General features: G+C 64.4%; 17 protein-coding genes. 9 read left to right on the plus strand and 8 right to left on the minus strand.

Features of this window, described 5'->3' with window-relative positions; translation table 11 throughout:
• The first annotated feature begins 23 nt into the window (after window positions 1-23).
• Complete coding sequence (locus tag ACFQO4_RS15060; protein WP_500261688.1) at window positions 24-923, plus strand: HpcH/HpaI aldolase/citrate lyase family protein; 900 nt, start codon at window positions 24-26, stop codon at window positions 921-923.
• A 128-nt stretch (window positions 924-1,051) separates the two neighbouring features.
• Window positions 1,052-2,308 carry a Glu/Leu/Phe/Val family dehydrogenase gene (locus ACFQO4_RS15065; protein ID WP_500261689.1) on the plus strand — a complete coding sequence of 419 codons (1,257 nt, stop codon included), beginning with the start codon at window positions 1,052-1,054 and terminating at the stop codon, window positions 2,306-2,308.
• Between the two features lie 12 nt (window positions 2,309-2,320).
• Here the strand turns inward: ACFQO4_RS15065 and ACFQO4_RS15070 are convergent, their stop codons facing one another.
• Window positions 2,321-2,914, minus strand: a complete 594-nt coding sequence (locus ACFQO4_RS15070; RefSeq protein WP_500261690.1) for a hypothetical protein — start codon at window positions 2,912-2,914, stop codon at window positions 2,321-2,323.
• Window positions 2,915-3,132: 218 nt separating this feature from the next.
• Here ACFQO4_RS15070 and ACFQO4_RS15075 point away from each other — a divergent pair, with 218 nt between their 5' ends.
• The gene (locus ACFQO4_RS15075) at window positions 3,133-4,311 is read left to right on the plus strand and encodes a 3-dehydroquinate synthase II (protein ID WP_500261691.1); all 1,179 of its coding nucleotides are present in this window, start codon (window positions 3,133-3,135) and stop codon (window positions 4,309-4,311) included.
• 15 nt (window positions 4,312-4,326) lie between these two features.
• On the opposite strand, the gene ACFQO4_RS15080 is transcribed toward ACFQO4_RS15075, so the two are convergent.
• From ACFQO4_RS15080 to ACFQO4_RS15090, 3 genes are all read right to left on the minus strand, one after another.
• Window positions 4,327-4,731, minus strand: coding sequence for a DUF7575 domain-containing protein (locus ACFQO4_RS15080; RefSeq protein WP_500261692.1), 405 nt, complete (start codon window positions 4,729-4,731; stop codon window positions 4,327-4,329).
• 124 nt (window positions 4,732-4,855) lie between these two features.
• Window positions 4,856-5,353 (minus strand): hypothetical protein, encoded by a 498-nt coding sequence (locus ACFQO4_RS15085; protein WP_500261693.1) that lies wholly within the window; start codon window positions 5,351-5,353, stop codon window positions 4,856-4,858.
• Entirely contained in the window at window positions 5,350-5,922 is a 573-nt protein-coding gene (locus ACFQO4_RS15090) for a DUF7344 domain-containing protein (protein ID WP_500261694.1), read from the minus strand. Before ACFQO4_RS15090 ends, ACFQO4_RS15085 begins: the two co-directional genes overlap by 4 nt.
• Before the next feature lie 363 nt (window positions 5,923-6,285).
• Here ACFQO4_RS15090 and ACFQO4_RS15095 point away from each other — a divergent pair, with 363 nt between their 5' ends.
• From ACFQO4_RS15095 to ACFQO4_RS15110, 4 genes are all read left to right on the plus strand, one after another.
• On the plus strand, window positions 6,286-7,404 hold the full coding sequence (locus ACFQO4_RS15095) for a signal peptidase I (RefSeq protein WP_500261695.1): 1,119 nt from the start codon (window positions 6,286-6,288) through the stop codon (window positions 7,402-7,404).
• 45 nt (window positions 7,405-7,449) lie between these two features.
• Window positions 7,450-8,559 (plus strand): DUF5305 domain-containing protein, encoded by a 1,110-nt coding sequence (locus tag ACFQO4_RS15100; protein WP_500261696.1) that lies wholly within the window; start codon window positions 7,450-7,452, stop codon window positions 8,557-8,559.
• A 242-nt stretch (window positions 8,560-8,801) separates the two neighbouring features.
• Window positions 8,802-9,389, plus strand: a complete 588-nt coding sequence (locus ACFQO4_RS15105) for a DUF1102 domain-containing protein (protein WP_500261697.1) — start codon at window positions 8,802-8,804, stop codon at window positions 9,387-9,389.
• Window positions 9,390-9,414: 25 nt separating this feature from the next.
• Window positions 9,415-9,972 carry a hypothetical protein gene (locus tag ACFQO4_RS15110; protein WP_500261698.1) on the plus strand — a complete coding sequence of 186 codons (558 nt, stop codon included), beginning with the start codon at window positions 9,415-9,417 and terminating at the stop codon, window positions 9,970-9,972.
• A 31-nt stretch (window positions 9,973-10,003) separates the two neighbouring features.
• Here ACFQO4_RS15110 and ACFQO4_RS15115 read toward each other — a convergent pair whose 3' ends face one another.
• Window positions 10,004-10,735, minus strand: a complete 732-nt coding sequence (locus tag ACFQO4_RS15115; protein ID WP_500261699.1) for a type I 3-dehydroquinate dehydratase — start codon at window positions 10,733-10,735, stop codon at window positions 10,004-10,006.
• A 96-nt stretch (window positions 10,736-10,831) separates the two neighbouring features.
• Window positions 10,832-11,824 (minus strand): transcription initiation factor IIB, encoded by a 993-nt coding sequence (locus ACFQO4_RS15120; protein ID WP_500261700.1) that lies wholly within the window; start codon window positions 11,822-11,824, stop codon window positions 10,832-10,834.
• A gap of 232 nt (window positions 11,825-12,056) precedes the next feature.
• Here ACFQO4_RS15120 and yjjX point away from each other — a divergent pair, with 232 nt between their 5' ends.
• Window positions 12,057-12,572 (plus strand): inosine/xanthosine triphosphatase, encoded by a 516-nt coding sequence (gene yjjX, locus ACFQO4_RS15125; protein ID WP_500261701.1) that lies wholly within the window; start codon window positions 12,057-12,059, stop codon window positions 12,570-12,572.
• Between the two features lie 276 nt (window positions 12,573-12,848).
• Window positions 12,849-13,082, plus strand: coding sequence for a DUF7123 family protein (locus tag ACFQO4_RS15130; RefSeq protein ID WP_500261702.1), 234 nt, complete (start codon window positions 12,849-12,851; stop codon window positions 13,080-13,082).
• A gap of 164 nt (window positions 13,083-13,246) precedes the next feature.
• Here the strand turns inward: ACFQO4_RS15130 and ACFQO4_RS15135 are convergent, their stop codons facing one another.
• Together ACFQO4_RS15135 and ACFQO4_RS15140 are read right to left on the minus strand one after the other, a co-directional pair.
• The gene (locus ACFQO4_RS15135) at window positions 13,247-13,864 is read right to left on the minus strand and encodes a winged helix-turn-helix transcriptional regulator (protein WP_500261703.1); all 618 of its coding nucleotides are present in this window, start codon (window positions 13,862-13,864) and stop codon (window positions 13,247-13,249) included.
• 123 nt (window positions 13,865-13,987) lie between these two features.
• Window positions 13,988-15,145, minus strand: a complete 1,158-nt coding sequence (locus tag ACFQO4_RS15140) for an SPFH domain-containing protein (RefSeq protein ID WP_312909413.1) — start codon at window positions 15,143-15,145, stop codon at window positions 13,988-13,990.
• Window positions 15,146-15,154: the final 9 nt, after the last annotated feature.

Below are 15,154 nucleotides of genomic sequence, written 5' to 3' on the forward strand. Positions count from 1 at the left end.
TCTTTCTCTTCGAAACGGTGGGTATGACACGTCGAAGCGTCCTGTTCACGCCCGGGGATAGACCCGAGATGCTGCGTAAAGCGCCGACCGCCGGCGCCGATGTCCTCGTCTTCGACCTCGAGGACGCCGTCTCACCCGCCCGGATCGCTGAGGCGCGGACGATCGTTCGTGAGGTACTCACCGACCCGGACTTCGATCCCGACTGCGAGGTGTGCGTGCGAGTCAACGCCGCGCCGGATCAGGCGCGAGCGGACCTCGGGGCCGTCCTCGGTGACGGTGGCGGTGACGGTGACGGTGACGACGCGGATAGAAATCCGCGACTCGACACTCTCATGCAGCCGAAAGTCGAGTCGGCGACGGACGTCGACCGGCTGGCGAGCGTACTAGAGACGTACGACGCCTCCGTCCCGATCCTGGCGCTGATCGAAACTGCCGCCGGCGTCCTGAACGCACCTGACGTCGCTGCGGCGTCGGCGACCGACGCCCTCGTCTTCGGCGCCGAGGACCTCTCGGCGGACATCGGCGCGACGCGGACCGACGAGGGCCTCGAGGTGCTCTACGCTCGCGAGCGCGTGGTGATCGCCGCGGCGGCCAACGGCGTCGACGCTATCGACACCGTCTACACCGACTTCGGCGACCAGCGCGGATTGATCGAGGAAACCGAGTTCGCTATTCAGTTGGGCTACGACGGGAAGATGGCGATCCATCCGGCCCAGGTCGGGCCGATCAACGAGGCGTTCACCCCCGAACCCGTGGACGTCGAGTGGGCCGAGGCCGTCCTGGAGGGAAAACGCGAAGCCGACGCAGACGGTCGAGGGGTCTTCGAGGTCGACGGGCAGATGATCGACGCCCCGCTGATCGCCCAGGCCGAGCGAATCCTCGAGCGCGCGGAGGCGGCAGCCGATTCCGCCGGCGGAGAGTGATCCGTCTCGGGCGCACGTGCAGGCGCCGTCCCGTGCTAGGGCACGGGTATCGGTGACAGGCGCCGTCTACTCGCCTAATATTCTCCCTTGTCGACGCGCTTTTACCGGCTTCACCAGAATATGATCGTATGACCGAATCCGTGAATCCATTCGAGAGCCTCCAGTCACAGATCGACGATGCCGCGGCCCACCTCGAGATCGGCGACGACGTACTCGACCGCCTCAAACACCCCGAGCGAGTCCTCGAGACGAACCTCACCGTTGAACTCGACGACGGTTCACTCGAGCGATTCAAGGCGTTCCGGTCGCAGTTCAACGGCGACCGCGGGCCGTACAAGGGCGGCATCCGCTATCACCCCGGCGTCACCCGCGACGAGGTGAAGGCGCTCTCGGGGTGGATGGCCTACAAGTGTGCCGTCGTCAACATCCCCTACGGTGGCGGGAAGGGGGGGATCGTCATCGACCCCGCCGACTACTCAGAGAGCGAACTCGAGCGGATCACGCGCGCGTTCGCGACGGAACTGCGTCCGTTCATCGGCGAGGACCGGGACATTCCAGCGCCCGACGTGAACACCGGCCAGCGCGAGATGAACTGGATCAAGGACACCTACGAGACCCTCGAGAACACGACCGAACCGGGCGTGATCACCGGAAAAGCCCTCGAATCGGGCGGCAGCGAGGGCCGCGTCGAGGCGACGGGGCGTTCGACGATGCTCGCGACCCGCGAGGCCTACGACTACCTCGGTCGGGACATCGAGGGCGCCACCGTGGCGGTACAGGGGTACGGCAACGCCGGCTGGATCGCGGCGAACCTGCTCGAAGAACTCGGAGCGAGCGTCGTCGCCGTCTCGGACTCGAGCGGGGCGATCTACGCCGAAGACGGCTTCGACACGGCGGCCGTCAAGACGTTCAAGAACGAAACCGGAACAGTCGACGGGTACGAGGGCGCCGACGAGGAATTCTCGAACGAGGACCTTCTCACGCTCGACGTCGACGTGCTGATCCCGGCCGCCCTCGAGAACGCGATCGACGAGGACCTCGCCCGCGACGTCGCTGCCGACCTGATCGTCGAAGCCGCGAACGGACCGCTGACGCCGGGCGCCGACGACGTACTGGCCGAGCGCGACGTCCACGTCATTCCCGACATCCTCGCGAACGCAGGCGGCGTCACCGTCTCGTACTTCGAGTGGGTGCAGAACCGCCAGCGGTTCTACTGGTCCGAGGAGCGCGTCAACGACGAACTCGAGACGATGATCGTCGACGCCTTCGACGAGTTGACGAGCGCCTACGAGGCGAACGACCTCGAGAACTTCCGGACGGCGGCCTACGTCGTCGCTATGCAACGGGTCGTCAACGCGTTCGAGGAAGGCGGCACCTTCCCCTGACGTTCGGTTCTGCTAGTCGCTCTCGTCGTCAGCCGATCCCGACTCACCCTCGAGCAACGCGTACAGCTCGACGCCCAGTTGCGCCACCTCGAGGTCCGTCTCGAGTCGCTCGAGGTGGCGTTCGAGGGCGTCGGCGTCGAGTTCGTCGAGAGGCTGCTCGAGGAGTCTCGCCAGCGCGGGATCGAGTCCGACCAGGTTCGAGCCCGGCCGATAGGGGGCACACGACCGACCGGCCTCGACCGCGGCGAGGAGTTCTTGGAGGGTCACGACCGTCCGTCGGAGGGCGCGGATTTCGGTTTCGTCAGCGGGAGACTGGAGGGCCGCCGCGAGGACGGCTTCGGCCTCCGCGACCGTTTCGGGGTCCATCGCGAGCGTTTCGCAGGCGGCCGCTCGCTCGAGGGGCGGACGCGAACCCCGGCTGCGGCGGGTGAGCAGTGAAAGCGCGGCGACGGTCAGCACCTCGCGATCGTACTGACACCCGAGTACCGCTTCGGCGCGGGCGACGACAGCTCGAGCGTCGTCGGCGACGCCGGCACACCCCAGGTCCCGGCTGATGCGTTCGACGGTCGAGTCGTCCGTGGGCACCAATTCGGTATTCCACAGCATATCTGCATCTCGTTTCCACCGTATATTATTGATATCTTTGATAGTATCGTTACCATCGTAACTATCGGTACTTTCTTTACCTTCATCATAATCCAACGCATCCGGATAGCCCGTCTCGACTCGACCGTCGCAATCGATCACCGTGACCGTGACGGCGAGCGAAGGCGAGCACTGACGAATCCGCCACGTTGAAGCCAGTTCCCTTCGAGGGTGGAGCCATGACGAGAGCAGTCTGGGTGAAAGCCGACGGCACCGTCGGCGACTGGGACGCCCGCCGAAGACGAATCACCGCCGCCCTCGAGGCCGGCGCCGACTGGGTACTGGTCGACGAGGGCGACGTCGCCCGCGTGCGCGAACTGGGCGACGTCTCGGTCGCCGCCTTTCGAACCGACGGCGACGTGACGTTGATCGACGACGCCGAGAATCAGGAGCGCGAGGAACGGCCGGACGCCTACGTCACCGGCAAGGACGGCGAGGGCGACGGCACGATCGACCTCCCCAACGACTTCTCGGGATCGGCCGACCTCTCGACGCTGCGTCGAAACGGTGCCGTCGACCAGGCGGCCTACGTTCGCATCCTCGGGACGGACTACGAGTCGTTCGCCGAAGCCGCCGCCGAGACCGCGGAGTACACCATCGTCATCGGCGACGACTGGACGATCATCCCCCTCGAGAACCTGATCGCCCGGATCGGCGACGAGACGAAACTCGTGGCGGGCGTCACGGACGCCGCAGAGGCCAAAACCGCGTTCGAGACCCTCGAGCGCGGCGCCGACGCCGTCCTGCTCGATTCGGACGATCCCGACGAAATCCGTCGAACCGTCGAGGTTCGAGACGAGTCCGAGCGCGAGTCGCTCGACCTCGAGTGGGGCACCGTCGTCGAAATCGAACCCGTCGGCTCGGCCGACCGGGTCTGCGTCGACACCGGAAACCTGTTCGAACACGAAGAGGGGATGCTCGTCGGATCGATGGCCCGCGGTCTCGTGTTCGTCCACGCCGAGACCGCCGAGTCGCCGTACGTCGCCTCCCGTCCGTTCCGAGTCAACGCGGGCGCCGTCCACGCCTACGTCCGGACGCCCGACGGCGGCACGAAGTACCTCTCGGAACTCACCAGCGGCGACGAAGTACAGGTCGTCGACACGAACGGTCACACTCGAGAGGCGATCGTCGGCCGAGTAAAGATCGAGAAGCGTCCGATGTTCCGCGTCGCCCTCGAGACCGGCTCCGGCGACCGGATCGAGACGCTCCTCCAGAACGCCGAGACGATCAAGGTGGCGACCAGGGACGGGCGCCGGGCGGTGACCGACCTCTCGGCCGGCGACGAACTCCTCCTCTACTACGAGGACACGGCACGCCACTTCGGGGAGGCCGTCGAGGAGAGCATCATCGAGAAGTGACGAGCTCCACTCGAGCTACGGCGCCGAATCCGGCTCCACTGGCTCGAGACGCGTCGTACACCAGTGACAGAACTCGAGGTCCGTATCGAGCGGGCGGCCGCAGTGAGGACAGGTCGGCCCCTCGTTGTCGTTGCGGCCGATCGCTCCGAGCCCGCGAAAGAGCGCGTCAGTCGCCGTGAAGAGGGCGATCGACACGAGGACGAACCGATCGACCGCGCTCGTCTCCTCGGTCACGACCGTCCAGGTCCCCTCGAGCGACGACATCGCGGCTAGCTGGTCCGTCGAGAACGAGAGCGCAACGGCCGTGACGAACAGCCCCGAGAAGAAGAGCGCACGCACCCACTCGCGGAGAACGGCGTGGCCGATCCCGGGGAACAGCAGCGAACACGCGGCGGCGACGAGGGCACGAACCAGCGTCATTCGTGTGTGCGTTCGGTGTCGACTCCGTTAACATTCCGGTTTCGCTCGAGGTTTTGACGACCTCGGAGACGAGAGCGCAGGAGCGTGACCGCACAGAATACGAGTGCTGCACCGGCCGATCCGATTACGGAACGGAGTGGTCACGTGCGGTTTCTTCTGATGGCAACTCGCAAGTGACTTCCAGGGTGTCATCGGTCTCGACGACGGTGCCGGCTGATTCGACTACGACGGTTATGGGAACGTCGAAATTCCCGCCACGATCAGGACACGCCACCGTCGCCGTGGCGGCGACCGTCTCGTGCGGTCCGACCGCGATCTCGCCCGGCGGATCGGCCTCGATCTCAGTCGCATTCGTGTGTGCAGACGAGTCGACCTCGATTAGAACCGTTATCGCCTCGGTCTCCCGGTTCGTCACCTCGAGGAGGTCGACAGTTTGCGAGGACCCGGCGGCTATTCTGGGCTCGCGGACACCGACTTCGAACGCATCCTGGGAGACGTCTCCGATTCGAACGTCGATCGGTCGCTCGAGGGCGACTGAGGAGCCAGCCCCGCTCGAAACGACGAGCAACGTGAGACCGAGCGCAATGGCAGTGACGCCTGCGATCCCCAGGCGAGGGTTCACGAAATCACCCCCGCCTCGGACCCGAGACGGTTGCGACGCGTGTACACCGTGTGTACGATCGACGATGCGGCGAACATCGAGACGAGCACCGTCGACAGCACGAGTCCGGGGAGTTCCGCGAACGGATAGACGGATAGCCAGGTGAGCGACGTGATCACCCCCGAGACGACCGAAAGCCCGAGATAACACTGGCTCCAGGGAATATCGTGGCGCGGAACGTACTCGAGGTACATCTGCACCTCGCGCGCGTCGTCGGTGAGTTCGACTTCGCCGCGGTTTTTGTCGTATTCGATCACGCCCGCGTCGTCAAGCTTCGGCAGGTGTGACTGTCGTAATGCCGTGTACACGCGCTTGCGTTTCTTCCACGGCAGTTCGTCTGGCGGCGTCTCGTACTCCCACGCCGAAATGGAGTCGACCAGCGTTCGGAGGGCGACTCGTCGTCCGTCGTGTTGCTTGAGGTAGTGCAGTACCCACCGCCGTCGACGGTTACTCAGAACGGTGAAAATCTCGTCTCGAGAGATACTGTCCCCCTCGTGTACCGTTTCGACTACTGGTAATCGATTTCGCATCCGGAAACCCCCCACGATGTGAACACGATCGCATGTCAATGTACAGTAATTTAATTAATCGGAAACTATCGTTCGGTAACGCGTTCGATACGGGCCGACGAGGAGAGTTACCGATTCAGATCGCTGCGTTCGAGGTGTACTGTCGAGATATCGAACGAAGACGGAGTCCCCCGACCCGACTGGCTCGGCGTACCGCGACTACACGCACCGCCAGCAGGGGTGGAAATCGGCACATAGCAATATCCGGCGACCGAGAGCGGTGTTTACGAACGTACCCCGACCGAGCCTAGCTCGGCTTCAGGGGTGCGCGACGAAACGATGGGAGGATCGAACGCAACGGGATGGGGCAGGGGAGGCCGGGTAGTGCTGGCTCTCGTGGTGTTACTTACGGCGGTGATGGTTGTCGGGCACCTCATCGGGACTCCCGTCGCGTTCGGGTACGTCGAAACCGGGAGTATGGCGCCTGCACTCGAGGCAGGTGACGGGTTCGTCGCCATTCCGTCCGCAATCGCCGGCCCGGTCGAACCCGGCGACGTCGTCGTCTACGAGGCCAGAACGGTCGAGGGCGGTGGGCTCACCACGCACCGCGTGGTCGAGGAGCGCGAACACGGGTACGTCACCAGAGGCGACGCGAACCCGTTCACCGACCAGGACGGCGGCGAGCCACACGTCACGGACGGTCAGGTCGTCGCAAAAGCCTGGCAGGTCAACGGCGACGTGGTCACGATACCCCAGTTGGGCACGACGGTGATGGCACTCGAGAGTGGACTCGAGTCGATCCAGTGGCGACTGGCGACGGTTCTCGGAACGACCGCAGTGGTCGGCACGGAGGGCCTGGCACTCCTCCTGCTCGGCGTTGGCATCGTGAGCATCGGCCTCTCGCTTGGCACTGGAGCGGATCGAACGAATCGAAATCGAACGAGGACGCGCTCGCGCTCCGGGGTGTTCGACGGACGAACGCTCGTGCTCGGACTCGCAGTCGTGCTCTGTCTGGTCACGCTGGGTACGCTGGCCGCGTCCGCCGGAACGACCGAAATCGGCATCGTGAGCGCGGAGTTCGAGTCCGAGCACTCGAACGTGATCCCGATGGGCGAGACCGAAGTGGCCACCTACGAACTACACAACGCAGGCGTATTGCCCGTGGTCACGGTGCTCGAACCAGCAAGTGACGGTATCGCGGTGGACGCCCCACCGGATCGGCTCCACCGCGGGGAATCGGTCGAAGCGACCGTCGCAATCACCGCACCACCGGAGACGGGCTACTACCTGCGGTCGTTCGCGGAGTATCGGTACTTCGCAGTTCTTCCGACCTCGATCGTTCTCGCCCTGCACGCAGTCCATCCGTGGGTGGCGATGGTCGCAGTGACCGGCGTCACCGTCGCGCTGTTCGTGCTCCCGTTCGCGTTGCTCATCGGTACCGGGACGATCAGAACGCGGAGGCGAGCGCGACGGACGACGCGCTCGAGGAGATTCGACTGGTGATCGGGATGATTAGGGATCGACACACGTCTGGAGGGGGAATCGGCCATGAACAGTGATCGACTCGTACTGCGCGCACGCACGATTGCCGACGAGCGATTCATCGTCGTCGTCGTCGCCTTACTCGTGCTGACGCTCCTGGGCGGGTGGCTAACCTACGGTGCGCTTGCCGGATCGAACGATGCCCAGTCGGCTCAGCGAACGGTCGAAGCGTGGTCGACTACGGGCGAGTTCACTCACGGTGCCGTCGTGCAGACGGAAAACGAAGTCTGGGAGGTCGGGACGACGCTCGAGAATCGACCGGTCTACTTCACCGACGTCTCGCCCGAACTAGAAGGGGAGTTCCGCCACCGGTACGACGCTCCCGCGGGCGAGGTGACCGTCAACATCGAACTCGTTCGTGTCGTCCGTGCCGTCGGAGACGAGGGCGAGGTGCACTGGTCGATTTCGGAACCCCTCGAGTCAACGAGTGCCGAAGGGGTCGGCCCCGGCGACGGACAGGCGGCCGCGTACGACCTCAACGTCTCGGCACTCGAGGACGAGCGAGATCGAATCGAAGCGAGCGTCGGACAGTCGCCGGGGACCGTCGAAACCGTGATCGTCGCTCACGTCGCGATGGCGGGAACGATCGACGGCGAGGGCGTCGACCGAACCGAAACGTACGAACTGCGCATCGATTCGAGCGGCGACACCTACGCACTCGCGGGCGTCGGCCCCGACCGGCGAGTCGAGGAGCGGCCCGAACCCGTGCAAGCTTCGAGTTCCGGCGGCCTCCTCGGAGTTCTCGTCCCCCTCGGTATTGGCGTCGGTGCACTCGGTGCGCTCGGAACGATCGTCACGGCCAGATCGCGAGGCGTGCTTGCTCCTGGGCCGGAAGAGCGCGCTCGTCTGGCCGCATCGCACGAACGAGCCCAGTTCGACGACTGGGTCTCAGAGGGATCACTCCCGGAACGCGTCAAAGAGTATCCGCTGATCGATGTGGGTTCGCTCGAGGGTCTGGTGGACGTGGCCATCGACTCCGACCGACGCGTCCTCGAGGATTCGGATGGGTACTACGTCGTCGACGGGCGGGTCCTGTACGGGTACCGGCCGTCGGCATCGACCGGAGAGGGCGATGAGGGCAACGAGCGTGGTGACCGCCACGAACCTGCTCGATAGTCGTCCCGGACGAGTGCGACTGAAGAGCCTACTCTCGACGATCGACCGTTTCGTCCGTAAGTCGCGATTCCCACGACCGTTACGGGTCGAATCTTCCCGTTATCGCACTGCAGGTACCGCGTGTCGGAACGACTGGCGGCGTATACAAAACAGGGGTGGGCCCGTGCTGACGTATTGTCGCGGCGAACCCGACGGCCGCCACGATAGGCCCGACCGGAATCGCCGCGAGCGAGGAGTGACCCATGGAACGACGAAAATTCATGATCGGTGTCGGCAGTACCGCAATCGGACTGAGTACTCTCATCGGAAGCGGCGCGTTCTCGAGCGTCGAGGCCGAGCGAGGGTTTGCCGTCGAGACGGCGAACGACGCGAGCGCGTACCTTGCGCTGTCGTCTGCGAGCGACTACGCGAAAGTAACCGATGGAATGCTGGAACTGGACTTCAGCAGCGACAATCCGACGTCGTCCGGGGGAACCGGCGTCAACAGGAACGCGACGACGATGTTCCTCCACGTGTTTACGATCGAAAATCAGGGAACGAACACCGTCGGAATTCAGATCGACAGGCCGGATCTTCCAGGAGGCGCGACGAACCACGTCCACTTCTTCGTCGGCGAACACGGCGGCGAGACGCTCAGTGCCTACGACAAGGAAGACATGGACAGCGAACTGGATTACGGCAGTCCCAGTAACGACGACCGCGTCCTCGAGCCCGGCGAATCACTGCCCGTCGGGATCTACTTCACCAACAACGGGGAAGAGTGGGACTTCGACGGTACGTTCACCATCAACGCGCTCGACGGAGACACGGCAAACCAGGTCTCCCCGTAGGTGACCAGCCGCTGATCCCCTCACCATGAACCGGCGACGATTCATCGTTGGTCTCGGAAGCGCGGCGATAGCGTCCGGTTCGATCTTGACCCCCGGCGCCTTCTCGAGCATCGAGGCCGACAGACCGTTCGAAGTCGAGGTTGTCCACGACAACGACGCCTACCTCTCCCTTCGCCAGCTCGGTGCGGGCGAGCGGTCCCTCGAGGATGGCACACCCGAACGGGTTCGATTCCGATTCCCGTCGCTCGTCGAACGAGTCGACGATCCCGACCTCGGTCTGGGCCTGAACTCGGAGTACGAGTTCGTCTACGATGCGAACGAAGGCGGAACGAAGGGACTGCTCCGAATCGGAAACCAGGGGACCAACACGGTCGAGGTACACGCGGACCACGAGACGAGTTCCCAACTCGAGATCGAACTCTTCGACGTGACCGATCCGGATCGAACGGCGTTACGAGACGCTCCGGTAACGCTCTCGCCGGGGACAGCCGTCGACGTCGGGGTTCGCATCGAGACGTTCGATGCGTCAGTCGACTCGTACGAGGAGACGCTCACCATCGTCGCTGCAACACCGGACCCCTGATCCGCACTTTCGACGCGCTCGACCGGGTCTCTCACGTTACCGGCTCGAGCGCCGCGACCAGCCGTGAAAGCGTCTCGAGGTCGTACTGTCCCGGCGCGGTCGCCCGTTCGGGGTCGACCGGCGCGTACCCAATGTTCGAACCGTACACCGGCGCCACGGCCCGGGTGTGCCGGCCGACCTCGCCCATCGCCATCGTCGCCACTGAATCCCCGTGCGCCGTCAGTTGTTCGGTCGCCGAGAGCAGCGCCAGCGCATCGGCGTTCGTCTCCGCCGTCACCGCCAGCTTCGCCACGTCGGCGTACTTCCCCGCTTCGGTGAGCGTTCGCACCAGCTCGGATCGCGGCGGCGTGCCCTCGAAATCGTGCGTCGAGGCGACGACGGCGACGCCGCGCTCGCGAGCCACCTCGAGCAGGTCGTCCGCCTCCCCTGCGAGTATCGATTCGAGTTCGACGTCGATCGCTCCCACGGCATCGACGGCGGTGGCCTCGGCGAGCGCCTCGAGTCGCCCCTCGTCGTCGGCTTCGCCACCCTCCCAAGCCGCTCGATTCGTCGCCAGGACCGGCAACTCGCCGTCGTAAGACTCGAGCGCCGCGACCGGTGCGTCAGCGAGGTCCATCCGGAACTCGAGGCAGTCCGCACGACCTCGAGCCGCCGGCTCCTCGCTCAAATCGACCGTCGAGGCGGCGAGCGTGAACGTCTCGAACGCGAGGTTCCTGTTCTCGTCCCCACCTCCGTCTCCGTCCCCGTCCCTGTTCGTGTCCATGTGCGTCGCTCGAGGGCAGCGGTGAAAAAAGACGCGTCGGCGGCGATGCTCGCGCGTCGAGTAATTGAGACGGGAGAAATGAAACCGGAACCGCGATCAGGCCAGACCGAGCGTCTCCTCGGCCTCGAGCAACTCGTGGTAGCGGTTGCGGATCGTGACCTCGGAGATGTCGGCGACGTCGCTGACGGCTGCCTGGGTGGTCTTCTCGTTGGTCAACAGGGCAGCGGCGTACACCGCGGCGGCCGCGAGGCCGACCGGCGACTTGCCGCTGTGGACGCCCTTCTCCTTGGCGTTTCGCAGGAGGCTGCGGGCGCGGTGCTCGGCCTCGTCGGACAGTTCGAGTCCCGAGGCAAAGCGGGGGACGTAGCTCTCGGGGTCGGCTGGCTGGACCTCAAGGCCGAGTTCGCGGACGACGTAGCGGTAGGTGCGCGCGATTTCGTTCTTCTCGACGCGGCTCACGTCGGCGATCTCGTCGAGGCTGCGCGGGACGCCGGCCTGGCGGGCGGCGGCGTAGACACAGGAGGTGGAGACGCCCTCGATGGATCGACCGGGCAGGAGGTCCTCGTTGAGCGCCCGACGGTAGATCACACTGGCGGTCTCGCGAACGTTGTTCGGGAGGCCGAGCGCGCTGGCCATGCGGTCGATTTCGCCGAGGGCCTGCTTGAGGTTGCGCTCCTTGCTGTCGCGGGTGCGGAACCGCTCGTTCCACTTGCGCAGGCGCTGCATCTTCTCTCGCTGGCGACTGCCCAGGGAGTTGCCGTAGGCGTCCTTGTTTCGCCAGTCGATGTTGGTCGAGAGACCCTTGTCGTGCATCGTGTTCGTCGTGGGCGCACCCACGCGGGACTTCTTGTTCTTCTCGGCGGAGTCGAACGCGCGCCACTCGGGCCCGCGATCGACAGAATCTTCCTCGACGACGAGGCCGCAGTCCTCACAGATAGTCTCGCCGTGTTCGTCGTCGACGACCAGCTGGCCGGCACACTCCGGACAGGCGAGGTCGCTGTCTGCAACGTCCTCTGATTCGGTTTCGGTTTCGGTCTCGGTTTCGGTCTCGGTGCGTCGGGCTCTAGCGGATAGTCGGGCGTTTGTCATACGATGATAACTCTCCCCGGCCGAACGAAATCGGAAAAGCTCGGACGGATTCGTTACCTACTGGGTTCAGAGGTGTTATATATAAACATTTCGAAAACATATGCCGAGAGTGCGCAAAACCTGGTTATTCGTCGGGAATGGCATTATCAATCCAAACATTAAAATATGTGCGTGCGCCCCACTCGCACGATTTCCGGACCGGCTTTAGGCGCTGAACGCCACCGTCGAGCCAATGCACGTTGCCGTGGGCAGCACGAACCCCGTCAAAGTCCAGGCTACCGAACACGCCCTCGAGCGGTACGATCCGTCCGTCGTCGGCGTCGCCGTCGACTCCGGCGTGTCCGAACAACCGACCGGCCAGCGCGAGACCGTCACCGGCGCGAAAACGCGAGCGAGGCGCGCCCTCGAGCGATCCGACGCCGACTGGGGCGTCGGCCTGGAGGGCGGCGTCGCCCAAATCGACGGCACCGACGGTCTGTTCCTGATCATGTGGGCAACCGTCACGGACGGCGAACGAGTCGGCCTCGGAAGCGGGCCCAGCCTTCGACTCCCGGCCGTCGTCGCAGAGCGTCTCGAGCGGGGTACCGAACTCGGACCCGTGATGAACGATCTGCTGGGGACGACCGACATCGCCGAAACCGAGGGCGCTGCCGGCGCACTCACTGACGGATTGACTGACCGAACGGCGGCGCTCGCGGCTGCCGTCTCCTGTGCCGCGGGGCCGTTCGTCACGCCGTACTACGAGTAGTCGGATAAGCCACGATTACCCGTCGCTCGCGTAATCTCGAGACGTTCGAGTCGGTTCACCGGCTGACTCGATGGCCGACACCGACACTCCCTTCGCGAACGCGGGTATCGTTCAATTACCGGTGATCGTCACGTAAAAGAACGTATTAACCGGCCGTACCAAGAGCGACCGCCGGGTCGGGGGGTCGCTTGATCGACGGCCCAAAAACCAGGAGACTGCGGCGGGTTAGCCGGGTGTACCAAACCCTCTAAGTCGACACCCGACCTCGAGTGGGGTATGAGCACAGCAGTCGCCGCCGACCTCACGAGCAAACAAACCCGTATCCTGCGATACCTCCGCGAACACGCCACGACCAAGACGTACTTCAAGTCCCGGTTAATCGGCGAGGAACTCGGGATGACCGCGAAGGAAGTCGGTGCGAACATCACGGCGATACAGGACGGCGATTACGACATCGAGATCGAGAAGTGGGGCTACTCCTCGAGTACGACCTGGAAAGTGCTCCTATAACCGGGTTCGATACCGATAGATCGGTTTTCGCGCCACTTCGCCTGTATTTCACCGAACGTATACGGAAGCGACACTGCTCGTTGTATTCGACTCTCTCGACAAGTGGATCGAGATCGGCGATGTCGCTCAGTCTCGAGTCTCGAATCTCGAATCCAGAAGCGAGACTACCCGTCGTAGCTGATTAACGCGTCCGCGTCCCGCGCCAGCGTCACCGCTCGTTCACCGAACGAATCGGCGTAGCGAACGAGCAACAACAGGACGGTTTCGGGCCGCTCGACTGCATATCCGTCTTCCCGAGAGAGCAAACCGGCCTCCTCGAGTTCGCCCGCGTACTTGCTCACCGTCGGTGGGGACACCTCCAGGGCGGCCGCCAGGTCGCTCGCCGTCGCGTCCGGATTCGAGAGGAGTTCGACGAGCATACCCCGGGGGGTTGCTCGCCGGAGATACCCGAGGGCGTTCTTCTCGAAGCCGTCGAACCGGGCGGCGGGGACGAACCGTTTGTAGTCGCCGTCGCTGTACGATTCGACGAGGTCCAGGTCCTCGAGTCGGCGCAGGTGGTGCTGGGTCTCGCCGGTTCCCAGCTGGAGGTCGTCTCTGACCTTCGAGAAGTGGGCACCGGGGGTCGTCGAGAGGTAGCCGACGATTGCGTCTCGGGCGTCGCTCTCGCCAGTATCGGCGGCAGCTGACTCCGAAAACCGCGTGAGCGGCGAAGCCGCGCCGACGGCGGCGAACCGCCGAAGCGTGGCTCGTTTCTTCTCGTCGACCCCATCGGAACCCGTCATATGCTGCGTATCGTTTGAAAAGCGGCGGAGGGTAAAACGCGTTTCGCTCCACCGCGTGTAGAGAAAATCGAGCGGTGTTCGCATCTGGCCGGCGAAGGCCGTCGACCGAGCGTATTATTCGACTCAGTCGTTTTCCGGCGAGGTCGGCTCCTCACTCGAGGAGTCGAAGTCCTTGTCGATTCCGCCGATGCTCTCCTCGGTTTCGGCCTCCGATATCGCCCCGGTGTCCTTCCCTTCCTTGATCGCCTGGGCCTGCTGTTCCATCGCCTCGAGGTCCATCTCGGCTTCCTGGTCGATCTCACCGATGATCTCGGCGATGTCGTCGAGGCCGATGAGTTCGCGCGTCTCCTCGTCGAACTCGAGGCTATCGAGGCTCTCGCCGTCGGCTTTCACGTCGCTGCCGGTGAGGTGCTTGCCGTAGCGCCCGACCATCGAGGACAGTTCCTGGGGCAGGACGAACGTCGTCGAGTCGCTCTGTCCGATCTCCGCGAGCGTCTCCAGACCCTTGTCGATGACGGCGCGTTCGCCCATCGACTCGGCCGAGCGGGCACGAAGGACGGTCGAAATGGAGTCACCCTGGGCCTCGAGGATCTGACTCTGCTTTTCACCCTGTGCGCGGATGATCTGGCTCTGTTTGTCACCTTCGGCCTTCTCGACGGCACTGCGGCGTTCACCCTGGGCCTCGAGGATCATGGCACGGCGTTTCCGCTCGGCGGAAGTCTGTTGCTCCATCGCGCGCTGGACGTCCTTCGAGGGGTTGACCTCGCGAACCTCGACGGACTCGACGCGGATCCCCCACTCGTCGGTGGGTTCGTCGAGTTCCGTCCGGATGCGCGCGTTGATCGCCTGGCGCTTGTTCAGCGTCTCGTCGAGTTCCATGTCACCCAGCACGGCCCGCAGGGTGGTCTGGGCGAGGTTCGAGACGGCAGTCTTGTAGTTGTCGACCTCGAGGAACGCCTTTTTGGCGTCCATCACGCGGATGTAGACGACAGCGTCGGCGGTCACCGGCGAGTTGTCGCGCGTGATCGCCTCCTGGCGGGGGACGTCGAGCGTCTGGGTCCGCATGTCGAACGTGTACGTCTGGGAGACGAACGGCGGAATCACGTTGATGCCGGGCTCGAGCAGTTTTCGGTATTCCCCAAAGACCGTCAGCGCGCGCTTTTCGTACGCGTTGACGATCTCGATGGCACTCAGGAGCGCCGCGAGGACTACGATCAGGAGGAGGGCGCCGATGAAGAGCCCAACCGTTGCCGCTTGTGCGAGTATCAGCTCCGGAACCATACGCGGAAC

Origin of the sequence: Saliphagus sp. GCM10025334 (genome assembly GCF_042663485.1) — an archaeon.
GTDB lineage: Archaea > Halobacteriota > Halobacteria > Halobacteriales > Natrialbaceae > Natronosalvus.